General features: G+C 57.7%; 45 protein-coding genes and 2 tRNA genes. 42 read left to right on the forward strand and 5 right to left on the reverse strand.

Annotation, left to right across the window (positions count from 1 at the left end; translation table 11 throughout):
- The first annotated feature begins 89 nt into the window (after window positions 1–89).
- The 3 genes from IB265_RS32930 to IB265_RS32940 all read left to right on the forward strand — a co-directional run bounded on the left by IB265_RS32930 (window position 90) and on the right by IB265_RS32940 (window position 2,271).
- Complete coding sequence (locus IB265_RS32930) at window positions 90–944, forward strand: SPFH domain-containing protein (RefSeq protein ID WP_192495865.1); 855 nt, start codon at window positions 90–92, stop codon at window positions 942–944.
- Between the two features lie 74 nt (window positions 945–1,018).
- A complete protein-coding gene (locus tag IB265_RS32935) occupies window positions 1,019–1,603 on the forward strand; it encodes an NUDIX domain-containing protein (RefSeq protein ID WP_192495866.1) in 585 nt (194 codons plus the stop codon).
- 359 nt (window positions 1,604–1,962) lie between these two features.
- Window positions 1,963–2,271 carry a hypothetical protein gene (locus IB265_RS32940; protein ID WP_192495867.1) on the forward strand — a complete coding sequence of 103 codons (309 nt, stop codon included), beginning with the start codon at window positions 1,963–1,965 and terminating at the stop codon, window positions 2,269–2,271.
- Here the strand turns inward: IB265_RS32940 and IB265_RS32945 are convergent.
- Window positions 2,226–2,432, reverse strand: a complete 207-nt coding sequence (locus IB265_RS32945; protein WP_192495868.1) for a hypothetical protein — start codon at window positions 2,430–2,432, stop codon at window positions 2,226–2,228. The two genes, IB265_RS32940 and IB265_RS32945, sit on opposite strands and share 46 nt — an antisense overlap.
- Window positions 2,433–2,713: 281 nt before the next feature.
- On the opposite strand from IB265_RS32945, the gene IB265_RS32950 reads away from it, so the two are divergent.
- From IB265_RS32950 to IB265_RS33115, 34 genes are all read left to right on the forward strand, one after another.
- The gene (locus IB265_RS32950) at window positions 2,714–3,118 is read left to right on the forward strand and encodes a hypothetical protein (protein WP_192495869.1); all 405 of its coding nucleotides are present in this window, start codon (window positions 2,714–2,716) and stop codon (window positions 3,116–3,118) included.
- 36 nt (window positions 3,119–3,154) lie between these two features.
- Window positions 3,155–3,376, forward strand: coding sequence for a hypothetical protein (locus IB265_RS32955; protein ID WP_192495870.1), 222 nt, complete (start codon window positions 3,155–3,157; stop codon window positions 3,374–3,376).
- A gap of 259 nt (window positions 3,377–3,635) precedes the next feature.
- Window positions 3,636–3,947 (forward strand): hypothetical protein, encoded by a 312-nt coding sequence (locus IB265_RS32960; protein ID WP_192495871.1) that lies wholly within the window; start codon window positions 3,636–3,638, stop codon window positions 3,945–3,947.
- A gap of 1 nt (window position 3,948) precedes the next feature.
- Window positions 3,949–4,206 carry a hypothetical protein gene (locus IB265_RS32965; protein WP_192495872.1) on the forward strand — a complete coding sequence of 86 codons (258 nt, stop codon included), beginning with the start codon at window positions 3,949–3,951 and terminating at the stop codon, window positions 4,204–4,206.
- A gap of 58 nt (window positions 4,207–4,264) precedes the next feature.
- Entirely contained in the window at window positions 4,265–4,570 is a 306-nt protein-coding gene (locus IB265_RS32970) for a hypothetical protein (RefSeq protein WP_192495873.1), read from the forward strand.
- Entirely contained in the window at window positions 4,567–4,803 is a 237-nt protein-coding gene (locus IB265_RS32975) for a hypothetical protein (protein ID WP_192495874.1), read from the forward strand. The genes IB265_RS32970 and IB265_RS32975 overlap by 4 nt, the downstream gene beginning before the upstream one ends.
- Window positions 4,800–5,504 (forward strand): hypothetical protein, encoded by a 705-nt coding sequence (locus IB265_RS32980; protein WP_192495875.1) that lies wholly within the window; start codon window positions 4,800–4,802, stop codon window positions 5,502–5,504. The genes IB265_RS32975 and IB265_RS32980 overlap by 4 nt, the downstream gene beginning before the upstream one ends.
- Window positions 5,504–5,731 (forward strand): hypothetical protein, encoded by a 228-nt coding sequence (locus IB265_RS32985; RefSeq protein WP_192495876.1) that lies wholly within the window; start codon window positions 5,504–5,506, stop codon window positions 5,729–5,731. The genes IB265_RS32980 and IB265_RS32985 overlap by 1 nt, the downstream gene beginning before the upstream one ends.
- Complete coding sequence (locus tag IB265_RS32990; protein ID WP_192495877.1) at window positions 5,731–6,078, forward strand: DUF3768 domain-containing protein; 348 nt, start codon at window positions 5,731–5,733, stop codon at window positions 6,076–6,078. The genes IB265_RS32985 and IB265_RS32990 overlap by 1 nt, the downstream gene beginning before the upstream one ends.
- Before the next feature lie 93 nt (window positions 6,079–6,171).
- Window positions 6,172–6,384, forward strand: coding sequence for a hypothetical protein (locus IB265_RS32995; RefSeq protein WP_192495878.1), 213 nt, complete (start codon window positions 6,172–6,174; stop codon window positions 6,382–6,384).
- A gap of 2 nt (window positions 6,385–6,386) precedes the next feature.
- Window positions 6,387–6,701, forward strand: a complete 315-nt coding sequence (locus IB265_RS33000) for a hypothetical protein (RefSeq protein WP_192495879.1) — start codon at window positions 6,387–6,389, stop codon at window positions 6,699–6,701.
- 1 nt (window position 6,702) lies between these two features.
- Entirely contained in the window at window positions 6,703–6,960 is a 258-nt protein-coding gene (locus IB265_RS33005) for a hypothetical protein (protein WP_192495880.1), read from the forward strand.
- Between the two features lie 43 nt (window positions 6,961–7,003).
- The gene (locus IB265_RS33010; RefSeq protein WP_192495881.1) at window positions 7,004–7,558 is read left to right on the forward strand and encodes an HD domain-containing protein; all 555 of its coding nucleotides are present in this window, start codon (window positions 7,004–7,006) and stop codon (window positions 7,556–7,558) included.
- Entirely contained in the window at window positions 7,555–8,106 is a 552-nt protein-coding gene (locus IB265_RS33015; protein ID WP_192495882.1) for a hypothetical protein, read from the forward strand. The genes IB265_RS33010 and IB265_RS33015 overlap by 4 nt, the downstream gene beginning before the upstream one ends.
- A gap of 108 nt (window positions 8,107–8,214) precedes the next feature.
- On the forward strand, window positions 8,215–8,628 hold the full coding sequence (locus IB265_RS33020) for a hypothetical protein (protein WP_192495883.1): 414 nt from the start codon (window positions 8,215–8,217) through the stop codon (window positions 8,626–8,628).
- Window positions 8,629–8,642: 14 nt separating this feature from the next.
- On the forward strand, window positions 8,643–9,014 hold the full coding sequence (locus IB265_RS33025) for a hypothetical protein (protein WP_192495884.1): 372 nt from the start codon (window positions 8,643–8,645) through the stop codon (window positions 9,012–9,014).
- On the forward strand, window positions 9,014–9,424 hold the full coding sequence (locus IB265_RS33030) for a hypothetical protein (RefSeq protein ID WP_192495885.1): 411 nt from the start codon (window positions 9,014–9,016) through the stop codon (window positions 9,422–9,424). The genes IB265_RS33025 and IB265_RS33030 overlap by 1 nt, the downstream gene beginning before the upstream one ends.
- Window positions 9,424–9,633 (forward strand): hypothetical protein, encoded by a 210-nt coding sequence (locus tag IB265_RS33035; RefSeq protein ID WP_192495886.1) that lies wholly within the window; start codon window positions 9,424–9,426, stop codon window positions 9,631–9,633. The genes IB265_RS33030 and IB265_RS33035 overlap by 1 nt, the downstream gene beginning before the upstream one ends.
- Window positions 9,634–9,635: 2 nt before the next feature.
- Complete coding sequence (locus IB265_RS33040; RefSeq protein ID WP_192495887.1) at window positions 9,636–9,878, forward strand: hypothetical protein; 243 nt, start codon at window positions 9,636–9,638, stop codon at window positions 9,876–9,878.
- Window positions 9,875–10,063, forward strand: coding sequence for a hypothetical protein (locus IB265_RS33045; RefSeq protein WP_192495888.1), 189 nt, complete (start codon window positions 9,875–9,877; stop codon window positions 10,061–10,063). Before IB265_RS33040 ends, IB265_RS33045 begins: the two co-directional genes overlap by 4 nt.
- Before the next feature lie 218 nt (window positions 10,064–10,281).
- Window positions 10,282–10,674, forward strand: coding sequence for a hypothetical protein (locus IB265_RS33050; RefSeq protein ID WP_192495889.1), 393 nt, complete (start codon window positions 10,282–10,284; stop codon window positions 10,672–10,674).
- 491 nt (window positions 10,675–11,165) lie between these two features.
- Entirely contained in the window at window positions 11,166–11,450 is a 285-nt protein-coding gene (locus IB265_RS33055) for a hypothetical protein (protein ID WP_192495890.1), read from the forward strand.
- 98 nt (window positions 11,451–11,548) lie between these two features.
- Window positions 11,549–12,046, forward strand: coding sequence for a hypothetical protein (locus tag IB265_RS33060; protein ID WP_192495891.1), 498 nt, complete (start codon window positions 11,549–11,551; stop codon window positions 12,044–12,046).
- A 77-nt stretch (window positions 12,047–12,123) separates the two neighbouring features.
- Window positions 12,124–12,576, forward strand: coding sequence for a hypothetical protein (locus tag IB265_RS33065; protein WP_192495892.1), 453 nt, complete (start codon window positions 12,124–12,126; stop codon window positions 12,574–12,576).
- Entirely contained in the window at window positions 12,576–12,977 is a 402-nt protein-coding gene (locus IB265_RS33070) for a hypothetical protein (protein ID WP_192495893.1), read from the forward strand. The genes IB265_RS33065 and IB265_RS33070 overlap by 1 nt, the downstream gene beginning before the upstream one ends.
- Window positions 12,974–13,183, forward strand: coding sequence for a hypothetical protein (locus IB265_RS33075; protein WP_192495894.1), 210 nt, complete (start codon window positions 12,974–12,976; stop codon window positions 13,181–13,183). Before IB265_RS33070 ends, IB265_RS33075 begins: the two co-directional genes overlap by 4 nt.
- A 122-nt stretch (window positions 13,184–13,305) precedes the next feature.
- Window positions 13,306–13,686 carry a hypothetical protein gene (locus IB265_RS33080; protein WP_192495895.1) on the forward strand — a complete coding sequence of 127 codons (381 nt, stop codon included), beginning with the start codon at window positions 13,306–13,308 and terminating at the stop codon, window positions 13,684–13,686.
- A 184-nt stretch (window positions 13,687–13,870) separates the two neighbouring features.
- Complete coding sequence (locus IB265_RS33085) at window positions 13,871–14,125, forward strand: hypothetical protein (protein WP_192495896.1); 255 nt, start codon at window positions 13,871–13,873, stop codon at window positions 14,123–14,125.
- Window positions 14,122–14,403: a hypothetical protein gene (locus IB265_RS33090; RefSeq protein WP_192495897.1), complete on the forward strand. Its 282-nt coding sequence runs from the start codon at window positions 14,122–14,124 to the stop codon at window positions 14,401–14,403. The genes IB265_RS33085 and IB265_RS33090 overlap by 4 nt, the downstream gene beginning before the upstream one ends.
- Window positions 14,404–15,772: 1,369 nt before the next feature.
- On the forward strand, window positions 15,773–16,756 hold the full coding sequence (locus IB265_RS33095; protein WP_192495898.1) for a hypothetical protein: 984 nt from the start codon (window positions 15,773–15,775) through the stop codon (window positions 16,754–16,756).
- A 305-nt stretch (window positions 16,757–17,061) separates the two neighbouring features.
- Window positions 17,062–17,394 carry a hypothetical protein gene (locus IB265_RS33100; RefSeq protein WP_192495899.1) on the forward strand — a complete coding sequence of 111 codons (333 nt, stop codon included), beginning with the start codon at window positions 17,062–17,064 and terminating at the stop codon, window positions 17,392–17,394.
- 80 nt (window positions 17,395–17,474) lie between these two features.
- On the forward strand, window positions 17,475–17,861 hold the full coding sequence (locus tag IB265_RS33105; protein WP_192495900.1) for a hypothetical protein: 387 nt from the start codon (window positions 17,475–17,477) through the stop codon (window positions 17,859–17,861).
- Window positions 17,862–18,032: 171 nt separating this feature from the next.
- The gene (locus tag IB265_RS33110) at window positions 18,033–18,173 is read left to right on the forward strand and encodes a hypothetical protein (RefSeq protein WP_192495901.1); all 141 of its coding nucleotides are present in this window, start codon (window positions 18,033–18,035) and stop codon (window positions 18,171–18,173) included.
- A 77-nt stretch (window positions 18,174–18,250) separates the two neighbouring features.
- Complete coding sequence (locus IB265_RS33115; protein ID WP_192495902.1) at window positions 18,251–18,589, forward strand: hypothetical protein; 339 nt, start codon at window positions 18,251–18,253, stop codon at window positions 18,587–18,589.
- A 696-nt stretch (window positions 18,590–19,285) separates the two neighbouring features.
- Here IB265_RS33115 and IB265_RS33120 read toward each other — a convergent pair.
- Complete coding sequence (locus IB265_RS33120; protein WP_192495903.1) at window positions 19,286–19,678, reverse strand: hypothetical protein; 393 nt, start codon at window positions 19,676–19,678, stop codon at window positions 19,286–19,288.
- A 69-nt stretch (window positions 19,679–19,747) separates the two neighbouring features.
- Window positions 19,748–20,353, reverse strand: coding sequence for a hypothetical protein (locus IB265_RS33125; RefSeq protein WP_192495904.1), 606 nt, complete (start codon window positions 20,351–20,353; stop codon window positions 19,748–19,750).
- Window positions 20,354–20,709: 356 nt separating this feature from the next.
- Between IB265_RS33125 and IB265_RS33130 the strand changes: the two genes are divergently transcribed.
- The 5 genes from IB265_RS33130 (at window position 20,710) to IB265_RS33150 (ending at window position 22,157) form a co-directional block, all read left to right on the forward strand.
- A tRNA-Met gene (locus IB265_RS33130) sits at window positions 20,710–20,786 on the forward strand.
- Window positions 20,787–20,790: 4 nt separating this feature from the next.
- Window positions 20,791–20,865 (forward strand) — tRNA-Asn (locus IB265_RS33135).
- Between the two features lie 117 nt (window positions 20,866–20,982).
- Window positions 20,983–21,351: a hypothetical protein gene (locus IB265_RS33140; protein ID WP_192495905.1), complete on the forward strand. Its 369-nt coding sequence runs from the start codon at window positions 20,983–20,985 to the stop codon at window positions 21,349–21,351.
- A complete protein-coding gene (locus IB265_RS33145) occupies window positions 21,348–21,929 on the forward strand; it encodes a peptidase S14 (RefSeq protein ID WP_192495906.1) in 582 nt (193 codons plus the stop codon). Before IB265_RS33140 ends, IB265_RS33145 begins: the two co-directional genes overlap by 4 nt.
- 24 nt (window positions 21,930–21,953) lie before the next feature.
- Window positions 21,954–22,157 carry a hypothetical protein gene (locus IB265_RS33150; RefSeq protein WP_192495907.1) on the forward strand — a complete coding sequence of 68 codons (204 nt, stop codon included), beginning with the start codon at window positions 21,954–21,956 and terminating at the stop codon, window positions 22,155–22,157.
- 60 nt (window positions 22,158–22,217) lie between these two features.
- Here the strand turns inward: IB265_RS33150 and IB265_RS33155 are convergent, their stop codons facing one another.
- On the reverse strand, window positions 22,218–22,475 hold the full coding sequence (locus tag IB265_RS33155; RefSeq protein WP_192495908.1) for a hypothetical protein: 258 nt from the start codon (window positions 22,473–22,475) through the stop codon (window positions 22,218–22,220).
- The gene (locus tag IB265_RS33160; protein ID WP_192495909.1) at window positions 22,472–23,119 is read right to left on the reverse strand and encodes a ParA family protein; all 648 of its coding nucleotides are present in this window, start codon (window positions 23,117–23,119) and stop codon (window positions 22,472–22,474) included. Before IB265_RS33160 ends, IB265_RS33155 begins: the two co-directional genes overlap by 4 nt.
- Window positions 23,120–23,138 lie beyond the last annotated feature (19 nt).

Consider the following 23,138-nt stretch of genomic DNA (forward strand, 5'->3'; position numbering starts at 1 on the left):
TGATCGTCGCCATCATCATCGCAATGGGCGTCGTCAAGGCGCTCGAACTGATCCGCAAGCGGATCCACTCTGAAGGAGAGAAGAAGTAAATGGGCAAGATTGGCCTTATCCTCGGCGCACTCGTCGCCATCGTCGTTCTGTCGATTTTCGGCGGGTCGTTCTACACCGTCGATGAAGGCGAGCGCGCCGTTGTCGTCAGCCAGGGCAAGATTGCCGGCGTTTCGCCTGCCGGCTTCCACTGGAAGAAGCCGTTCATCGATCACGCCAACACGATCTCGCTGCGCACGCGGGTCGTCGAGTTCCCGGAAGAGCCGGTCTACACTGGCGACCGTCAGACCGCGACCGTGACCTTCTCGGTCAACTACGCGGCCGTCAGCACGGATCAGGAAGTCGCCTCGATTTACCGCGAGTTCCAGACGCTTGAAGGGCTCGAGGATCGTCTCCTCAAGCGCGACATCAAGGAAGCGATCAAGAACGTCTTTGGTCAGTTCACCGCTGAGACCGCGATCCGCGAGCGTGGGCGTCTGAACAACGAGGTGGTCAAGGCGATCGGCACGCTCGGCAATGGTTTGATCCGGATCGAGGGCGTCAACATCGAGAACATCAACTTCTCCGATGCGGTCGAACAGGCGGCCGAGGATCGTGCGATGGCTGAAATGCAGGCCAACACCAAGCGCGAGGAGCAGAAGAAGGCGGTTATTCAGAACGCGATCGACGTTGCTGCCGCCCAGGCTGCAGCGGACTCCAATCTCGCGAAGGAACGGGCTCGTGCCGATGGTATCCGCGCCGTAGGTGAAGCCGAAGCTTCTGCCATCAAGGCGAAGTCCGACGCTCTCGCTCAGTCGCCCAACCTGGTCGAGTTGACGAAGGCCGAGCGCTGGGACGGTAAGCTGCCGACGAGCTTCGTGCCTGGCTCGGCTATCCCGTTCGTCAACATCAAGTAACCGCGGATCCCGCGACATAAACGGAGAAGGCGCCCTTGTGGCGCCTTTTCTGGTTAGAGGCTATGGAGAAAGACATGACCAATTACAAAACCGCAGCAGCAACCCTCAAGAAGGGCCTCGGAGACGCCAGCACCGCAGACGACTGGCACAAGTATGGCGAAGGCTATGGCGATCTGCGCCGCACGGTTCAACAGGTCGCGGCCGCGCTGGACAAGTGCTTCGACAACCCGGGCACGGTCGTCGTGCCGATGGTCAACGTCAACGGTGGGCTGCTCTTGATCCGGCGTGCGCTCGCAGACGGCTTTGGCAAGCTTGCCCTTCCGGGTGGCTACCAGGGTCTCGGCGAGACCTGGCAGGAGGCTGGCGCGCGTGAAGTGCTTGAGGAAACCGGCGTCGAGATCCGTGCGGAGGATCTGGCAATCACCCAGGTCGTCACGGTCCAGGATGGTAAGGTGAATCTGCTGTTCTGCGCGCACCTGTTCAAGGTCGTCACCGACGTTGAGAAGATCAAGCCGCAGCCGGGCGAGGTCTCGCAGATCCTGCTCGCTACCAAGGCGCCGGATCCCGCGGAGATTGCATTTCCGACGCACGCCGAGCAGATCGATCGCTACTTCAACGCCTTCAAGAACGTGCTCATGCCTGCCGACAACCAGGACTGACGCTGCTATAAGTTTCGAATCACGAGCGAAAGCAGCATACGCCGAGACCAGCCGGCGTGCTGGCGAGGATGGGCCGCGTCAGCATCGGCGAGTGCCTCGCTCTTGATACGGAGGAATGCCCATGTGGTTGATACCATTTGGCATCACCTTGCAGATACGGAAAACCCGGACGAGCTGGTCAGTGACCGTCCGGGTTAATTTCGTAGGGTAAGGCAAACGGACCTGGGAGTTAGCGCTCCTGGGTCCACTCCGCAAAGATAGGCGCCGCTCTGCCTATCGTCAATAGCCACTGATCACCAGCCGAATTCCAAGTTTTGAGATGAGATTATGTCTCTGTCAGCAACAAGACGGAGACAGACATGTATTTCTACAGCGACACTGCGCCGAGAAACTTTGCGGACATCGATGTCTGGAAGATGAACGGGTCAATGAAATACCTCGAACACTTTTCGAATTACCTGTTTCTAATGTTCGTTTCTAAACGCGGAACCCGCGAAGAGAGAGCCTCCGTAGAGAAGGAGCTTTTGATCTGCGAGAAGAAGCTGAAATTCTGGGAGCGCCATCCTCGCTACGAGGCTGCGTTCGTTCAGAAGGAAAAGGAAAAACTGATTAAAGCGTGGCGTCAAGATGCCAACGCCAGGTCTTCTGGGACCACCTCCGCGCCGTAAAACAGCGCCTCTTTACCGAGCTGGATCAGATCGGTTTCCTTCTGCTCGATGAAACTGACACGGTTAAACGCCAGCCCCTGTCGAACCATGTAGACCTCAATCGCAGCGATGACTGCGGAGCGCAGATCCAAGGCGTGGTGTGTGAAATCCAAGTGCGTCATTTTCTTCTCTCTGTTCCTGTTACGTTCTATAGGAATACATTCCTACGCCTAGGTTGTATACCGTCAAGGGTTTCATGTTTTGGGGATAAAAAGCCTGCCGCAATCCAAGCTTGCTGCAGATATATATAAACTCACGAATACACAAGAGCGTGACGGGAATTTCGCGCGGATTATTAGCTAAATAGCTATGTGGAAAACCGCTCACGTTTTCGTGATTAGTATGACTAGAAACGCTTTGTGCGCAAGGGATTGCGCCGTCCGCTACAACAAGGAGAACGTTCATGAAAATCACCTCGTTTACCCGTGCCGAGCATACCCGCCTGTCGCGCGCCATCGAGGCGGCGCTAGGCAAGGTTGCGGACGATTTTGGCGTCGACCTGTCGTGCGGTGGAGGGCTATATGGGGACCACAATCCGCACATCAAGATCGCCGTCTCTGTGCGTGACAATGGTTCCGGTATGACGAGCGCCGAGGCGTCGTTCAGGCGCTACGCGGCGATGTATGGAATGCAGCCGGACTGGTTCGGCAAGGCCGTGGTTATCGACCGGACGGCCTACGAGATCGTCGGCATCAAGCCGAACGCGCCGAAGTATACGGTGCAGATCAAGCGCTGTCATGACGGGCGCATTTTCGGTTGCACCGTCTCGACTGTTACCCGGCAGCTCGGTATAAAGGCCGCAGCTTAAACAAACCGGCAAGGCAGGCATATGGAAATCGCATACATGGTGACGCTGATCTTGGTCCTGGGCGGCAATGCGCCCGAGACCCGAGTCGTCGCGCAAGGCATCACGACCAAAGAGGACTGTGCGTTCAGGGTGAAGACCATGACGGACATGCCACCTTCGCTGGTTGACGACGTGACGGGCCGCAAGATCATCTCGCAAACCTATGTGTGCGCGCCGATTGACCCCAAGAAGTTCAGGCGTGACCTGGACAATCTCTGAAACAAAAGGCCCGCCCCGTCGGGCCTTTTTCGTATCTGGCGTAGGCATATGCGGTAGTCCAATACTGCTTTACTTCCCAAGGGTTTCCTATCCAAACGTAAGAACATACGAAAGGTTTAAAGTGCCGCAGGCACGGCTTTGTCGTCCTTAAGGTAAACGTTCTGGTGGAACGTGTGCGCTTCCGCTCTGCTCCTGTTATAATTCATTCATAACGAAATGACGCGAAAGCAAGAGCTTGACCGTTCTCAAGGAGCATACAATGACCAACGCTTTGACCTCTGCCATCGAACTCAATGCGTCTGCCCCGATCGACGCGGGCGACGTTGCGCTGGTTCTTAAGGCAGATGGTGCAGTCCAGGCGCTGACCTTCGGTTATGACCGCAATCGGCTCAATCAGCCGGAAGAGGCCTGGACGGATGAAGACCGCGCTATGATCGAGCAGGGCAAGAAGCTGTTCGCACTCGTCTTCGCCCTCGGTCATCCCAAGCTCATGAAGGTGTTGCTCGATATCGCGTCCGATCCGGACGTTGTGGATTTCGACACGCTCACCGCTATGAAGACGCGGCACTGATATGGCGCCGAACGTCACGAACAGGCAGCGGTTGGAGTTTGCAACCGCTGGCTTCCTCGCGGAGATGCGCAAGCAGTGGGCCAAGCTCCACCCCGAGGATCCCTGCCCCATCAAGAACCTTGCCGACTACCCCGAGAACGAGCGGTCGGCGCTCATGGCCGGCGTGCAGAAGTCCATTCAGTATGCCGGGGCCGATACCGACGTTGCCTTTGCGGCCTGGCTCGCAAGGAGGGAAGAAGAGTTGCCGCGCGCGTCCTGATGCAGCTCCAAACTCATTTGCGCTATAACATAAGTAAGCAGTTACTTAGGAGGCTGAAATGATTCTGCCCATGTTGATGAATATGGCGCTCAGCGCCGGCACGCTTCTCCTCGAAGAGGACGGCGATAACGTCAAGCTCGTGACCCGGAAGCTCGGAGCCGTCGTCATCCTCGCCAAGATTCCGAAAGAGGCGGTCTATCAGATGTCCCGCACGCCGGACATGCCGGCCACGCTTCAAGAGGCTGTAGCGGCCGTCAGCGAGTCCCAGGAGAAGGTTCTGGCTGATGAGCCTGTGCCGCTGCCGGTTCAGCGTCCTGCGCGTCAGCGGCCGTCTCTGTCGGTCGTGCAGGGAGGTCGGGCATGAGTTCGCGCCTGGTTAAGCAGATCGCCGAGATGGGCAAGAGCCGGCACACCAGGCCGGTCATCGTCTACATGAAGTCCGGGCGCTCCTTTGAGGGTAACCTGGGCACGATCGACGTTCCGAACGGCACGGTCGAGATCGAGGTCAAGGACGGCATCAGCCATAAGATTTGGACGGTGCTGGTCGGCACGGAGTCGATCGAGGCTGTGAGCCCGCGTTGGGAGAAAGCGGCGTGACGTTCCAATCTCTCTACGACAAGCTGAAGGGCGGGTGGGAGCCCCGTGAACTGTCGATCGTGTCCGCTCGGTCCTTCGGCAAGTCGGTCTTCCAAGACCTTTACATGCAGCTTGTGCAGCCTCCCTTCACCACGACCTCGGCTGCGCCGCGCTATCACGGCACGACTGCGAACACGATCGTCCTTGACGAGATCGGCTCCGGCACGATCACGGCCGATAAGCTGCGCCCGACGACGGCTCGGAGTGGAGAGATCCATTTCGATCATGAGGCGTCGTTTGACGGTCTGAGGTCACTCTGGGCTGAGTTTCAGCCCAAGCGTATGCCGCTGATGGAAGAGGTCGGCGACAAATGGATCTTCCTCAGCGACGTGAAGGCGTCGTTCAAGGACGCGGAATTTCCGGATGCCGACACCTACCTGGTGCTGGAAAAGCTCGACAAGAAGGATCCACGCCACCCTAACCCCGCAGCAGGCACGCAGAAGCATTGGTTCGTGCTGCAGGGTCATAAGCGGATCCAGGTCAAGAACCGCACCCAGGGCGAGGCTCGTGCGAAGGCGATGCACCTGCAGACGATCGCAGGGATCAAGAAGCGCCGCGAGCAATCCGAGCTGGAAGCGATTATCGCGGTCGAGACAGCACGCCTGGTTGCCGCGGAGAATGACGCGAAGTTGAAGGCGCTGCCTTCGTTTGGAGGATTTTGATGACCGCCCATGAGTTTGCACCTGTCTCGATGCAGCACCGTATCGAGTTTTCGACCGCGGTCGAGGACAGTGTGGGCAGCTTCGAGCATAGCCTGATCGCCAACGGTGTGATCCAGCGGCTTGAGAAGCTCGGTCCTCTGATGGTGGAGGAAGCGGTGCTCAAGGAGCGCCTGAAGGAAGTCCAGCGCAAGATGCGCGAAGTTACCGGCGAACGAGGGGATCTCTGATGACCGAAGACGAAAAGAAAGCCCGCATCGCGGAGCTGAACGACGAACTGCGCACGCGGCGCAAGGCGCGCAACGGCAAGATCATCGTAACCGGTGCGCTGATTGAGGAGACCGGCGACAGTCTGAAGATGACCAAGATCCTTGACGCTATCAGGGACTTCTCCGACTTCAGCGAGGCCAATGATCCCCACGGTGAGCGCGACTATGGCCGCATCACCGTCGATGACGAGGAGTTCATGTTCAAGTTCGACTACTACGCCCTCAATGAGGAAGTGCTGTCGGACCACCCGGAGGATCCCAACGTGACCATCCGGGTCATGTCGATCTTCTACGCCAGCGACTACTAAGCTCCGACAAGTGGCGCTCATTGCCGAGCGCACTCCGTCGTGCTTTGCGCTATAACTAATAAGTAAGTGCTTACTTAGACCAAGGAGACATTGATGGCACCGCCCCAGAACATTCTCGACGAGCTGGTTGAGGCCGCGCTCGAATATGAGTTCTTTCCCAAGAACACACGCTTCACCAAGCGCCACTTCAACGGCGCCCACGGCCCCTCCTCAACCTCTGATGTGCTGGTGGAGCTGTCTGACGGCAATACCTATCGCCTGGTTGCACACCTGGAGCCGGAGCGCGGTCAGACCAGGCAGGCCTAGCCATGAAAAACCGCGTGAAGATTGGTGACGTTGAGATCGGGGTTATGAAAAACCCCGACCCATCGAAAAACACCTGGATCGTCTACCGCTACCGACCTCGGACCAACGAATACCTATCGAAGGACGAGGAGCGAAACGCGGAAAGAGCCCAATACCTATTCACGCAGGTCGTCGGACGGGAAGAGACCCGGCAAAGGCGGGCCGCTGAGCTTAGTGCCGCTGCTATCGATGAAATGGCCCAGGCCGCATTTGCGGTCCCTGAGCCAGTGGAAAGCGCGCCGCACTACCAAGATCACCCTTACTACGCGAGATTCTGACATGAGTGTCCAAAAGCGCAAACGCGAACTGTTGAAGCTCGCCCACACAATCTGTCCTTCCGCGACAGTCGAACACACAGGCGGATCGCACCTGGTCATCATCATCAACGGACCACAGGGCTCCCGAAAGGTTTTCTGCGCCTGCACCGCCTCTGATCACCGCGATGCCAAGAACGTCAAGCGTGACCTTATGGGCGCGGCCAGAGCAGTCGGCTTGATCGCGCAGAACCGCAACGATCCTCCCGTATCCCAACGCTGATCGCTGTAAAACAAGAATATAAGCAACATCGAAAGGAGCCATCATGGGCTATTCTCAAGCAGGCGCCAACAAAGTGCAGATGGCACGCGCCTTCGCCACTGCCGCGCACGGCGCGATCGCTCAGGTCCGCAAGTATACAGGCGAGCCCTACATCGTTCATCCGGAAGCCGTGGCCTCGATCGTCGAGACGGTGCCGACGCACACCTGGCAGATGCTCTGCTGCGCCTGGCTCCATGATGTCGTGGAAGACACCGAGGTCGATAGCACGACGATCTCCGATATCTTCGGTGGCGAGATTGCGATGGGCGTCATGCATCTGACGAACGTGCCGAAGGAGATGGGCAACCGAGCCAAGCGGCTCGAACTGAACCTGCTCAAGCTGTCGAACGCCCCGGATTGGGTGAAGACGGTCAAGGTCGCGGATCTCTACGACAACACCAAGACCATCGTGAAGTATGATCCGAACTTCGCCAGGCTCTACCTGAAGGAGAAGGCGCAGGCGCTCGAAGTGCTGCGTGGCGCTGACCGCGTTCTGTGGCAGCTCACCTACGAGCAGCTCGGCAATGCGGCGCTCAGCCTTGAGAAGGGCTACGCATGATGAAGGATATCATGGTTTACGACGTGGAGACGCTCCCTGACGGGCGCTCCACCCTGCAGGTCATATCGATCGAGGACACGCTGGCCGGCCAGGAATATTATGTCCGGCTGGCCGAGCCGGGCGGCGACTATGCCGACACGCCATTTGAGGACTACCCGCAGGCCTACGCCCATTGGCGCAATACCCTGCGCACGCTCGGCATTGTCGTGCCCTACAAAGCACCCACGGTGCAGATCGGCTTCGGTGAGGTCGGTGACGCCGCGGCTCCCGCGCGAACGTGGGTCGAGGTCTACTACGAGATGCACAGCCACTTAGCGACCTGTCAGGTTGGCACCGACGAGGCGACGGCCGTGCGCGACAGGTTCATGGCCGATCCGGAGTTCAAGAACTTCGCCGCGGAGATCTACGTCGCAGCTGACGGCAAGACCGACTGGAGGAACGCGATCATTCGGGTCGCCTGCAAGCGGGTCATGGTGAAGGAGAAGATCGAGTCCGAGCAGATCATGATGAACCAGCTCGGGTCGCTCGAAACCTTCGGCGCCTTCTAAGGATTGTGACACAGACCAGATCCGCACGCTCATACCCTACCGCACTCCAACACGTTACGCGCTAAAACTAAAATGCAAGCTAATGATGTATTCGAGAGGAGCGCAGCGATGATGAACGTGCCGGCTATCCAGCGCGTTATTGCGTCGATCAAAGGCGAATTGCCTGAGACGCAGGATCTAGGTTTCAACATGGGCGTGTATGTCTACCCGACCGAGTTGGGCCTTCCCGATCATTCGGGCAGGAACCTGCCCTGGGTCGCCTGCGTAGGCGGTCACGCCTACGTCCTTGAGACCGGCTGCCCCTTCGAGCAGGCAACGCAGGAAGACCCCGACGAAATCGAGCACGTCGCCCAGCTCTACCTCGGACTGAGCGATGAGCAGGCCGACGCCCTGTTCTTCGATCTGCCCGTCGGCCTCTCGCTTGAGTGGATTCCCGTCGATCACATGATCGAGGTTCTTGAGCGCCTCATCCAGACTGGCGATGTCCTCTGGTTTGAAGGCGAAAGCCACATCGCAGCCTAAATTAGGAGATTTTCATGAAGGTGTATCTCGCTGCCGTCACCCATAAGCACGGCCGAAACCTCTATGCCGGCGCTTCCAAGAAGGAACTGCTCGACAAGCTCGCCGCTTACGTCCAGCTGCAGGGCGGGCCGGAAGAGTGGATCGGCTCCTACAAGCCCAAGAGCCAGGCTGAAATCGACGCCATGACCGACGAGGAAGTGGTCGAGCGTTACTTCCAGGATCACCCGACGGAGTTCGTCGAGGAGGATTCGGACGAGATCACCCTGCCCGGCCCTCGGGATTTTGGCACGCGCAAGCTGATGATGGAGCAACTGGCCGCGGCAAATGCTCCGATTGACGACTCCTACCGGCCGCAGGGCACGGCGATCGAAGGAAGGGCGCACTGATGATCGAGAAGTCACCTTGGAGCCAGGTGAAGCTGGATCCGGAACTGGTGCCATTTATCGTCCTCTCGGCCGCTGACGTTTCGCAGCTGACCGAGCTTGCCCTTCACGCCGAGGATCCCGTTACCTGGCTGACCGAGGAGCTGCACAAGCGCGGCAAGCGCAGGAAGGATATCAAAGAGGCTTACAGGGCGACGCGGACCCGCGATGACGCGAAAAGGATCTCCTCGCCATGGCTGTGGCCTCAATCCACCCTGCCCGTCAAATCGCAGCCCTGGATTACGGAGAAGTCAGGCCATGCGCGTTTTGGGCGGATCAAGAAGAGCGATCTTCTGACCGTTATTACCGAAGAGGGCACTGAAGAGGTGTTCGGGACCATCGAGCAGCTGGTCGAACTATGGAGTGTCGACTGATGAAGGTCACATGGGACGAGGGCGACATTCGCGCCGGTCGTCGTGTCTGGCGAGACATGGAATGCATGATCGGCGCTGATCCGAACGACTGGCGTCACCCCGCGGTCGTCATCGTCCTTGAAACCGGACGGGTCATGATCATCGGCACAAAGGTCGAGGTCGCGGAATACCTCACCAAGAACGACTATCGGCCCACGAAGGAGAAGTGAGGATGAGCCGGACGCGCCGCACAGTCCTGTGGTTCGCAGGTAAACCGCAGCCGATGGAGCGCACCTGGCGCGGTCTCGGCGACACCGAACCCTTCTTCTGTGAGATGCCGCGGCGTGAGAGCGCTCACGGCTTTGACGGCGCCAATCGTGACGGCCGTCACCCGAACACCAAGCGCCGCGAGAAGCGGGCTAACCGTCGTCCCCGTTTTCAGGAACGGGCAGCTTTTGACCTAGAGGTAGAATGAGCCACCAGAAGCCGTTCGAAACGCCGACCACGCCCTATGAGGAAGGCATGAACTCCGCATCCTATTGCGATGGTGGAGACACCGAGCCCTGTCCCTATCCCGCAGACAGCGCCGAGGCGGAAGCCTGGCATGACGGCTTCGGGCAGTGGACCGACGACGAAATTGAATGGAGTCGGCGGGAATAAGATCACTATCGATACTTGAAGGTTATCGTTAGTGAGAACACCGTTCTATAAAACAGCCCTGTAGTGGAAGCTATGGGGCTTTTTGCTGCCATTAAGAGAAAATTAACCTACAATTTCAACCGTTTGTTAACCGCGTCAGTTCGCTCATCACCTGCCGTATTCCAACGTCTCGATTGTTAAAACGTGTTCATCAGCAACGCACAAAGCGAGAGACGAAAATGATCGATCCGAACACCTCTGACGCCATCGAAGCGCGCAAAGCGCAGCTCGAAGCCGACAAGCAGATCGCGCTCACCGAGATCGCCGCGATCCTGAAGGCCGCTGAGAACCAGGTGTCCAATCCTGAAGCCGACGCCGATTGCTCGCCGCGCTTCGAAGCCGTGATGTATCCGGTCTACCTCGGCATCTGGCTCTACCAGACTGACGCCGGAACCTTCTGGTCCGTCGAAGTCGATCGCTCGAAGGTAGAGTGGTCTTGGCTCGAAGACGGCATCGAGCGCGCTGAAACTGTCGGCGAATACGCCTACTTCGGCACGTTCGCCGAGGCCAAAGCCGTTCTCGACGCGATCGTCACTCGCCTTTCGAACCTGTCGTATTTCGACAACATCTGACCGCTGAAGAACCGACAACCCGGAGTGCAGCAAATGACCTGGAGTTAGATCCGAGGGTGGCTACCTCGACCGCAAATAGCCCGGCTGAGACATGCCGTCACTCACATACGGTAGGTGGACCGCTAAATAGGAGATGGGCAAGGCTAAGCGCCCTACCTCCCGGCCATACGATCCGAATTTGTCGCCCGACCGTCAGGTTAATCTGGGTGAAAACACCTCAACCCCTATGCCTCGAATAGCTCGGCTCGACCGACTGCATCCGTTGTCAGGGGATCTGCTTGAGTGCTCACGATCCGCACCCTTCGTGGTGAAGAATGTAGCCCGTGTTGTGAACCGATGGACCACGCGGTGCGAGATCAATGAACACTTGGTATTTGCGATCGATAGATGGGTGCGGCTGCAGAATGTGCGCACATGGTCCTGCTCTGCCCGCTGGCAAACGGTTCGAATCCGTCGCCGCATTCACCTGTCGATCGCCAAAGGAGAGACCGATGCCCGCACCGATCAAAACCCTCAAGGAGCTGCTGGCTCATGGCACAGCCGAGGGCTGGTCCTTCAAATGCTTCTACGAGGATCCGGCTGAGCCTGACTATGAGGGTAAGGACAAGGGTAAGGCGCTCGAAGCCCTTGAGGCCTGCGACATCATGCACCTCGGCATCACCGACGCTGCCGGTTTCGGTGTGGGCTCGGTCGTCATCGTGAACGATGCCTCGATGGACCCGGAAGAGCAGATCGCCGACTACGGCGGGACCAGGCTGTCGGAGCTGCTGGCGTAGGGCGGATCCCGCCCTGGTCTTCACCACTCGTCACCTGCCGCTCTCCAAGCGCGCGCTTGCTAAAACAAATCATCAGCAACGCGAGAACGAGAAACGCCATGAAGACCTTGCACCTCACGAACCAGCAGCACGAACTCGTGGTTGCTGTCCTCGACGCCATCCAGAACGGCGCCGATGCCCGCACGGCCGCGCAGCGCACGATGGAGCGCTTCGAGGACGTTCAGCCTGTCGGTGAAGGCTCCGAGGAAGAGGGCATCATCTGGGGCCTGATCGGCAAGACCTTCGACCAGGTGCGCCAGGCGCCGGACATGATCATCAGCCGTGACCAGATGAGCCGGCTTTGGGATCGCTACTATTCCATCATCGACGTTGAGCACGAGGGCGAGGTCAATCCGGACCAGCAGCGCCAGCTCCGCGACTTCATCAAGGAGGCGCCACGCCGGCGTCGCCGCAATGGCGTCAACTCGGGCTACTGGATCTACGAGGACGCGGCCGGCAATCACCTCGCAGTCGGCGTTCACCTGTCCGACAGCCGGCAGCCCTGCATGTGCGACGAGAACATTGAGGACGTGATGGAGCGCAGCCGCTCGATCTGATCCGCTCATCACCTGCCGAACTCCAAGCGCTGCGTTGCTAAAACAAATCATCAGCAACGCAGAAAGCGAGCAATCTAATGAGCCTTCAGACCAACGACCTTCGCCTGTCCGTCCACATCAATGCGGCGATGGACGACAGCATGTATCATGTCCGCATCGTCTCCTACGCCGAGCAGCTCAAGCCACTGATCGAGGCGCTGCACCGTCTCTATGTCCTTGGCGAGCACGAATGGTGCTTCGGCGGTCGCTACACGATCGGGCAGCATAAGATCGAAGTGGTCGAAGGCGAGGTCCAGAAGGACAAGGTGCTGTGGGCATTCGGCAACGTCAGGGAGCAGGTCAACTCCTTCTACTGGAACCTGGAACTCAGGGGCGACCAGTATTTCCTCGACATGAACATCGAGAAGAACGCGGACGAGGATGCGCGTCTCGACGGCACGGCCGGCATGACCGACAAACTGCCCGTCGATTTCTGGATCGAGCCCGCGGCGTTCATCCGCTCGATCATGGGCAAGAAGGGAGCGCACTGATGGGCGCGATGGCTCCTAGCATCATCAAGGCGCTCGAAGATTCCTTCTACCTCTGGAGCGCCGACCGCGGCCGCAGCGGCCATATATCCAACAGTCGCTTCAACCTAGTCTACACCTTCGGCGACAGGCGTCTCGGTAACGCTGCGGCAGTGCCGCAGGTGCTGACCATCACCAAGTTCTGGATTCATCCCGACTTCTCACGCCAGGGCAACGCCACTGAGATGATCCGCATCATCCTTGAGGGCGACCCTGCCCCGCGGATCCCGATCAAGTTCCTGCATTTCTGCGGGTGCAACGACGATATGGCGCGCATCTGCTCGCGCCTACACTTCCACCGCTATCAAATCGGCGATCGCCTCGACTACTGGCACGCCGTCACAGGACAGAAGGAACTGATATGACCCAGAAGATCAAAATCATGGGTTACGAGTGCGAGGTTTCGCACATCTCCGACTATGCCCGAGGTCCAGACGGCACTTGCGCCTTCTGCAAGGGTGATCCGTGCCTCGAGGACAAGGAGAGCACCGGACCCACGGCGATGCAGCAGTATGACGCCGACGGCAAGTGGTGGGACGCCTGCCCTTGCTGCGAAGGGAGGCCGACGTGACCTGGCGAGCCTATGCCCTTCCTGACGGCTTCTGGTGGTCGGGTATCGAGATCCGCGGCGCCTGGACGCCGCTCTACCGCGTGGGCCGCGTCGGTCACTGCGTTCGCTTCTAGGAGAAAGCCATGACGAAGACGAGTGATGAGGTAAAAACCTACCTCGAAGGCGTAACCGGCATCGTAGAGGCGAACAGCTTCGAAACCATGTGCCTGTGGCAGAGGTGGAGGGATAACGGCAAGACCTGGGTCTCGACCGGTCACGGCTATGGACCGACGGTTGGCACGCTCGCCGGTATGCCCGTCTGCATCAGCATCCTCACGGCGACGGTGGACGGATGCAAGATTCTGTTCATCGACCCGACCAGTCAGGTCGTGGACCATCGTCTGATCGAAACGTGGTTGAAGCTCAATGTTCCGTCGGCCCTTCGCAAGGACGGGTATCTGAACAAGACCGACGCCATGAATTTCAGCAATGTCCTCGCTACGGCAAAGGAGCAGGCGACATGAAGATCGTCTGCTCAGGCTGCAGCAAGGATGATAGCCTCTATGAGGACAATCACGGCACGTTCTGCTCCCGGTGTGGTCCCTCGGTGCCAATGAGAGCCTCGATATTCTGGCATTACGGCATAACCTTCGATAAGGAGGGAAAGATGGTCGAATACACCTCGGACGGAAAAGGAGGGCTTGAACCATGCAAGACCGCGACGACCGCATGAATCCGGACGATGAGCTGTTCACCGTCACGACCACGATCCGGCTCTATGCTAAGGACCGGAAGGAGGCAGCGATGAAAGCCTTCGCGCTCCACGACACCATGACCCCGGAAGATTACGAGGTCCAGGACGCGGCCTCGGTGAGGAAGGACGTGCTCCTCGAACCGGACGACAAGGATGAGGCACGACGAGCCTACCGAGCCGGCGAGTTCTTCAAAGAGGTGAAGATATGAACACCTACCAGCTCCACGAACTTTACGACCAGATCCCGGCCGAACCAACCGCGTCGCCGACCCATAAGACCCAAAGGATCATCGAGAAGCTCTGGGGCCTGAAGGAGAGAGGAGTAAAGGTTCACCTCGTCGTCGACCGCAACAAACGGCCTTATCTCGGCCGTCAAGATAGAAGCGGCATATCACCCGGCATCCTGGCTCACTGCGACAGGGTAGAAGTGATAGAGACAGACGGCACTCACCGGATCATCCAGGATAGAACCAAGGCGCTCTCGTAGCGCCTTTTCTTTTGCCTAAACCAGGCTCAAGGGTAGCCACATAGACACCTAGCTAGGTAGATAGAGAGCTAACCAAGGGCAACGGGATCCGCCCGCTCATACCCTTAAGGTTGTAGACCGACCTTTACCTACACGTTGACAGCACCTTTACATTCCCGGCCAGGCCAGGCGAAATCAGGCCATAAACACATATTCCGGCCAGACCGATGTAAAGGTGCGACCTTGACCAAAACCCAGCATTTCCGGGACTGACCTTTACCGAAAGTTGTCAGTTCCTTGACAGAAACACCCGATTTCGACTTTTTCGACAAACAGACGAGCAAAGAACGCGCTCACCTGATGCTGACAATCGAACAGAGCGAGTCACTGACGCGATCCCTCATAGAGAGATGAACACAGAGACGCGCAAACAAACCCACGCGCTCACAGAGCTTCTATGAGAGAAGGCACCAACGCTCGACCAGGTAAGGGTGAATACATATTCGCACCCATCACCCATAGAGAGACAGACAGACACCTACCCATAGAGCGCACCACAGAGAGGGTAACGCACATAGAGGGGTAGAGAGCGCTATCGCACCGTCACGCCGTATAGAGAGCAACGTCGCACCATAGGGAGAGACAGGAGAGCGCAATCGTCGGAATCGTCGGGAGGAGGTGTTAAGCCGCGCCGCGGTTCTCCACGGAAGCACACGGCAATCCTAGACCTCCCACCCCGACACCACGGCAACCGAACCCGTCCGAGCCCTGATTGCGTTCCAACTGACCCTGTGCGACACAGCAGATCACGAGTTTGAGCGATGTCACCCGGATCGCTCATCAAGAGGAGCGCGAGAGCTGCTCCCTCTTTCGTAGTTGCTGATGCTGTCATCGGGTGTAGGACAGCCACCTTCAGAACCGAGCTTGGTCACACCGACCGGCTCGGTTTCTTTTTGCCTGCCAAATAGGGGAACGGGTAGCTTCAGCCTCACCGGTAGAACCTTCCTTGGAACTCCACGGATAAGAACCGGAACCATCACCAAGGCTTGCCCAAGGGAAGGGAGAGGAGGTTCCGCTTTACCTTATTACGTATCTACATAGGTAAGTAATTACATATATGACAGTAGATGGACGGGAATGGAAAAGGGAACGGAGGTTCCGGGTGTTGAAAGCCATCACCGCGGGTGTCCTAGGTCTCCCGTGGCTGTCTTACCCAAGGTCTGCCCAAGGGGCGCGCAATAAGACTGCCCGGCGCTGGCTCCCAGCCGTAGCTTAACCTGCTCCAAACCTTCCCTCACCTCGATACGTCCAAGAATAATCAGCGTATAAAGAAATCATCGAAACGCACAAAGCTTTCGAGAAACAAAAGCAACGTTGAAAGGTTACTACAATGGCTAAGAACAAGACCGCACAGACTGAAACCGCACTCGAAGCTACTTCGGCCCTGCCAGACATGGCCTCTTTCTTCAACCAGGCAGCCGAGGCCATCAACGAGATGGGCGCTGAGGCCGCTGAACTCGCCGCCCTCGAAGAGATCGCCGCGATCGACGCAGCCGAGAAGGTCGCCGGGCGCAAACTCGAAACCAATGAAGGCGAGATCGGCCACTTCGAGCAGACCGACGATGGTCCGGTATGGGTGAAGTTCGACCCGGCCACCTACAAGACCGATGAGGCACCTGCCGGCCAGGCCGAAGACGGCCAGGAGGCTGAAGGTGACGCGGCCGACATCGACATGCCCGATCATGTGCCTGGCGACCTCAAGGTGATGAAGGGCGACTTCACCCTCGAAGAGAAGGAGGTGAAGAAGGCTGAGGTCGTCGCCGAGTTCACCGCGCGCAAGAAGTTCGAGGCCGAACAGCCCGGGTGCTCCTCGAAGATGATCCCCAATCTCGAAGCCGAAGAGAAGAAGATGGCGACGATTGGTGCAGCCGGTCTGTTCCTGGCGATGGACATCGATCCGTCCTTCATCAACCGCGAGGTCTCGACGGGCTCCAGGTTCAACGTCTACGCCTTCCAGAAGGTCAATGACCTGATCGTCGCCCTTGACGGCGGGTTCATGCAGAACGCCATCAACCGTGCGATCGTCACGTCCCTGTTCAACTTCAAGGACGCAGGCATTCCCTTCACGGGCGCTGCAGCACTCGCAGCTGCATCGGACAAGGTGAAGGCTGACCGAGCGATGACGAAGCACCTGGTGCGTCACACGGTGTCGGCGAACACGGCTTCGACCCAGAAGTCCTCGACGATGACCGCGCTGAAGACCCTCGGGATCGTCACCAACTCCGGCGCACGCGGTGCCGAGGTCTGGACCTTGACCGACACGCCTGCCACGCGCCGGCTCGAACAGGTCGTTCGGGGCAAGATCGCAGCCTGATAACCACAGAGAGGGAGGAAGAGGCGCTTCGGCGCCTTTTCTTTTGGGCACTCGGACGGGCATGGGTTTCAGGAACGGCTTAGGATCAAGGGATCCTGGGGATGGAACGGGTAGCATCCGGCATAGGGGTAGAACCTTCCCAAGGCCACCCGCGGCAATCCGTGGGAGAGGCGTGGCCGAAACCATAGGGGACGGGAGCCTGGGTGTGGCCTCGCCCCGTGCCCAGGTATTGCCGTTCATCACCTGCCGCGGCCCTGTCGAGCGCTCGCTATAGTCGACAAGTCAGCAACACAAGAGAGACCGACATGACCGAGACAACTGCAACTGAAGCCCACGAAGTTGATCGCACCTTTAAGATCCCTTTCGAAGCCCTGCGTGAAGCGCTGCTTCCCCTTGAAGCCTTCACCGAAGTCGACCCCGACTACGCGCCCTACTCAGACGCCCTGCACGCCTGCTTCGTGCAGCTTGACCCTGAGAACCACGACTATCTGAGCGACATCGGGATGTTCACGTATTCGCTCGTCACGACCGCGAAAACCAATTGCGAGCGCGAGCACCTGACGAAGTTCTGCACCCTGCTGCTTGCGCACCTCGTCAACTTTCACATCAGCGAAAACCAGATCGAGTTCGAAGACTAATCACCTGCCGACACCTCAAGCGCGCCTTCGAGCGCGCTTGCTAGTGTCTTCTTGTCAGCAACACAAAAGGAAGACACGAAATGACCCGCACCTCTCTTAACGCAATGATCGCCGGCTTTCTCGCCAACAAGGGCGTGATCACCAAACTCCCCGACTGCCAGAAGGCCTACCCCTGGGCGACCGAGCAGGACTGGAAGGACGCCATCCAGCGTCACCACGCAGCCCTTGAGCTGTGCGGCACGGTCCTGCAGGAGGAGGACACGATCGACCGCGAGGCCAACCTGATGACCGGCCGGGAACACAGCCAGGTCTACGCCTACTACCTGGGCGACGACGAGGACACCTCCGACGTGACCGACCTCGACCGGGCAGCCTACCACGCCGACATCATCGCTCTCACCGACGCCGGCCTGATCGGCGATTGCTCAGCTGATGCCCTCAAGGAGCCTCACCACGAGATCTGGTAACGGATTGGGGTCTGGTCTCGGCCAGGCCCTTATCGGCCATCAGGCCTTACCCTTGGGCCGGCCAAGGGCGGCTCCCGCTCGCGCCCCGCTCCCGGAACTTACCAGAACACACCGCGATACAGCCTGCTCTCGCATTTGCGATGATTAATCATCGAAGCAAAGGAGCAGCACATGTTCGAAGAACAGCAAACCTTCAAGGAATGGATCCTCGCCCAGGCCCAGGACATCGCCGGCCTGGCCGTCGTCGTGGCCCTCATCTGCGCCATCACGGCCATTGGCCTGCACTTCACGCCCGAGCGTTTACCTGTGTAAGCCTTTAGCTATCTAGCTAACGAGCTACTAAGCTAAAAATGCGCAATCAAGCGCTACAGCAACGAAAGAAAATCGAAATGTCCTACGTCACCGAAGTCTTCATGAACCGTCAGATCGCCGAAGCCGCAACCTCGCTCGAAGTCATGCAAGCTGCCCAGCAGCACAAGCTTGAGCCCGATGCGAAGAAGCACGCGCTGCTCGCCCGCGTCATGCGCGAACACGCAGAGCGCTTTCAGCGCCTTGCGACCCAGCAGTCCGTCATGTCGCCTGACGAGTTCTTTCGTCGCGCCTTTGAGCGTGTTCGCGTGATGCGCGCCGAAGCTGCCCAGCTCGCCAAGATTCGCCGCGAGAAGCGTGAGCAGCACGAAGCCGAGCGCAACCAGATCCTCGCCGACATGAACCTCGTCGCAGCGTAACCAGACACGACCGCAGCTCTTCACAAGAGGGCTGCGGTTCTGTGTGGCTACGATAAAGGGCAGCCCAAGGGCTGATGCGGATTTTAGGAACGGCTTAGGGTCAAGGGACCGACGGGATGCCGACGGGGTATGCCGCAGCCGGCGCCAGCGGGGTCCGCCGTCCCCTGATCCGGAGGGTTCGGCTATCGGTGCCCTGCCCTTCCGCCCAGCCTAGCCTCGCCGCGGCGTTCCGCGGTTCTCCCAAGGGTGCGGGGAATGGGTAGCAGGGAAACCAGGGGAACGGGAACGGGTGCGGGCAGCCCTATACGCGCCCCCTCGCCCCTATGTGCGCATATGCGCACGCGCTCACATATGCGCTATGCGCGCGTCACATGCGCGTCGTGAGCGCTGATAGTCGATCGAATAGCGTCTATTTCGCTCACAGCGCGTCACTGACGCGCTTTGACGACTAAGATGACTCTACACTCGTTTTCGCGTCTAGAAGCGCTCAGTGACGCTCTATTCGAATAGTAGCTTTCGCTTTGAAAGCACAAACGCAAAAAGCGCTCTTTCGAGCGCTTTTCAGTGTCATCTGATTTTAGCGATAGCTATCTAAGAGCTTTCGCGTATTACGCAATGCTAATGCGCGTCGCATATGCTTCTGTGCATTAGCGTCGCGCAATATAAGCGCTTTGAACATTACAACGAACTGATACATTAGAGCTTCATCGCTTCAAACATCGATTTCGTGACAAAGCTGCAATTCTTGTGATCTACAATATTGTATTGCAGATGATTCATCGTCATCGTTCGCAGTGCATGAGCAACTTGTAATTCAGTCGTTGCTTGTGTTTCGTCTTCGCTCACGCTTGCGAACGTCGCTATTGCGACTGACATAATATAAGCGATAGCTTGAATAGCGTTCTCATGTTCGATGATAGAAACATCAACATCGTTTTGCACGCTCACAAGCGATATTACACGCTTGTCGTCTGTTGCTACACAGTAAGTCTCATGACGATTGAAATCGTCGTGAATGATGATTACAGAGCGCATATTTTCGCGTTCAATAATATTCTGAATTGCAGTCGTGTCATACACAGTCGACATATTCGTTATCTCTAATTCGAGTGAGAGAGAGTAAGCGCTCACTAAGTAAGCGCTTACTTATGTTAAAGCTTAAGCGTTTTCTTCTTCGCTCTTTACTTCAGTCTCTTCAGTCTCGATTTCTACTTTCGCATAGTCGAGCTTGAAAGCATCGCACAAAGCGATAGCAAGCTCTGTCAGATCGACTGTATACGCGTTTTTCAGATCATGACGTTGCTTGATGATATTCAGCGTCAAGAGCGCGTCACGCGACGTTTGCGACTGTGCAGCGATCGTTTCAGTTGTCTGAATTAGATTGCGTGCATATACGCAGTGCTTGACGCTATCATCAACAGTTAAGTCTCTGCTAATAGACGCTTCGATCATTGCTTGCGTAAGCACAATGTCATGACGATAAGCGTTGATCGCAGTGCGAAAGATCGCATATGTGTTTTCGTTCAAGTCTTTCGCATTAAGCGCAACAGCTTGACTTGCGAATTTAACAACTTTCTCGCAAGCGTAGATCGCTCTTGTGAAGCGTTCTGCGTCGACGTTAGCAGACGTAAGCATTTCTGCTAGACGCTCGTTAGAAAGCATCTGAACGAGTTTCTTCATCTTCTTTTCGTTGCTTGCACTGCAGTCATTCTCAATAGCAGTAGCAAGACGAGCGCTCATGTTGATTGCGTAAACGTTAGACATTGTATTAGCTCTTTCTTTCGTGTTGACGTTGCTTGTCTTTCGAAGCGTCGTTTAGTTGCTTGCGCTTCGATGAGATGAATTTATCGAAGTCTTAGACCGATTCAAGCGCGCTGATGGGGATGCCTTCCGCACTGGCGACGTTCCGGGCGTCCTATCCTCCTCAGCCAGCTATCCGGCTATCGAGCTTCCTAGCCAGGTGTTCGGAGTTCGGTGTTCCCTCCCCTACCCCGGCGCGAGACACCCGGTGATCCTATCCTCCTCTGCCTATCAAGCTGGATGGCTGGATATCTGCCTAGCTAGGTGTAAGTAAGTGTTTACTTAAGATGCGGAGGATGGTAGGGATCATCCATCGTTGTTGCGACGTAGCTCAGCCCGGTAGAGCGGTGGCCTCATAAGCCTCATGTCGGTGGTTCAAATCCACCCGTTGCCACCAACGATGGGAGATAGCTCAATGGTAGAGCACCTGACTGTTAATCAGGTGGTTGCAGGTTCGAGTCCCGCTCTCCCAGCCAATTCAACCGCTGAGGATCTAAATGCCCCTCCCCTACAAGAACGCCGTCTGCCGTGGCTCAGTCTTCCTTGGAAATGGCTGTGGTCACTGTGAGCGTTGCGACGAAGAGAGTCTCCGCATGAAGCAGGCCCGCGAAGCCGATAAGTCCGATGTCCATGTAGCTACCGAGCTTTCTAGCCAGGCAGCTCCTTCCACGATCGATGGTCACGTCCAGGGTCTGCCTGTCGCCGGCTACGCCAAGAACGTCGATCAGTGGAAGGTCGATATGGTCAATCAGAACAAGATCCTTGAGGAGAAGGTTCTGCGCCGCGTCGATGAGTTGTTTGCCATGTTCGACGCACCTTCCTTCGGGGAAAACCCGCCTGAGCACCAGCCGAGCGTGGATAAGCGCTGTGTGGCTATGGCCCGCACCCACTTCGAAGACGCCTTCTATCGCCTCAACCGCGCCATTATGCGTCCGCAGCGCATCCAGGGAGACCTCGCATGAGCGTGATTGTCTACGACAGCGCCAATCAGACCATGACGGCCGATACGCGCGCCTACTGTGGCGATAGCCATCCCTTCGGCAACAAGATGAAGATCCACCGTCTGTTCGATGGCAGCCTGCTTGGTGTCACCTCGTCGACGCCGGGTGTTCCGGAGGAATTCAAGGCCTGGCTCGAACGCGGCGCCCGCATGGACGACTTTGGTCCGTCCGACATCGATGTCGATGCGATCCTCGTGACGCCCTTCGGCGAAGTCTTCCTCTTCTCCGACAGCTACTACCGCTGTGGTCCGCTCGTGGGTGACTTCTTCACCGTCGGCTCGGGCAAGCGCTATGCACTCGGTGCGATCCGGGCTGGTGCGAGCGCCATGAGGGCCGTCGAGGTCGCCATCGAGTGTGACACCATGTGCGGAGGACCGGTTGCGCAGCTCCCGCTGCACAAGCCCGCAGTCGTGGCCGATGGCGACATGATGGACGGTGAGCACGCTACCGACCCCGCTCCGGACATCGAGGCGCTGACGCCCTTTGATCCGTCCCGCTTCTCCACGGGTCTGCAGATGTCCAATCAGGCAGCTGAATAGCTACCCAGCCCGAAAGCTACATAGATGCTTCACCGTGTTATCAGTGCTTTGAATCTGATCCTGGCGCTCTTGGTGATCGCCCTGGTCCTCGCATACGCCTCGATCGTCATTCCGATCTCGCTGGCGTGCTTCGCCAGCTTTCTCCTCGTCCTCTGGCTCTTTGCTCACCTGGTCGATGGCGTTTTCATCGTGAGCCGTTGGATCAAGAAGTTCCGGTCCCATAGCTAGAAAGCCAGATCCGCAAAACCGGATCTGTTGCGATAGCTCGGTAGCCTGATAGCTACCGAGCTATTTGCGTTTCTGCTCGCGTTTCCAGGCGTCGTAGCACTCGACCAGGAACTTCGACATTGGCATCCGCAGAGATGCGGCCGTCATCTTGAATTCCAGGTGCCAGTCATGCGGCATGTTGAAGGTCATGCCGACGGGCTTGTTGCCCTTCATGTTGTTGGCAGCCGCGACCGGCTTCTCGGTCACGGAGGAGGGCAGGAAGCCCGTTGCCTTCTTCGGCGGGGGTGCGACAACCGCACGGGTAGTCTTCTCGGTCATGCTGCCTCCTGCAGGTCTGTAACCATTGCGACGATCTCGGCCGCTACCAGGTCGGCGACCTCTTCCAGGCGAGCCGTGTTGAGGCCCTGGACCTCAGACAGCGCGTAGCCGTGGTTCTGGGACTTCTGGTAGGAGTGCTTGAGGGTCAGGTGCTGCTCAGCCACCCGGAACTCCGAGAGATACTTTCGAGCATCATTCATTGCTAATTTAGAATCTGTGATCTTGGACAGAACAAACAGGATACGCTCGGCCGACACGCCCTTGGCGACAAGCTCTTTGGCGAAGGCGAGCTGCGGCTGCAGATCATCGAGCGAAAGACCGGTCGGAATCACGACGAGGTGGGATCTGAGCGCAATATCGAGGCTCGACTGATCGGAGTCTGGACGGCCGTCAGCGACAACCAGGTTGTAGTCTTCTCGGGCGAGGGCGGTCGGCTGATTATAGGCTGCAGCGTCGATCGTGGGCTGAATGCCGGCTTCCTTACGTATTTCGGCCCAATGGGTCGAGGTAAGCTGTGTGCCGTTGAAGTCGGCAATCTTCACTGTCCAGCCCGAAACCGCGTATGTTCTGGCGATGAGGCGGGCGAGGGTGCTTTTGCCCACCCCGCCCTTCTGCGACAGGCAGGCGATGATCAAATCAGCCATCTATCTATGTCCCTATCTA

This window comes from Ensifer sp. ENS10, assembly GCF_014852025.1.
Classification (GTDB): Bacteria; Pseudomonadota; Alphaproteobacteria; order Rhizobiales; family Rhizobiaceae; genus Ensifer.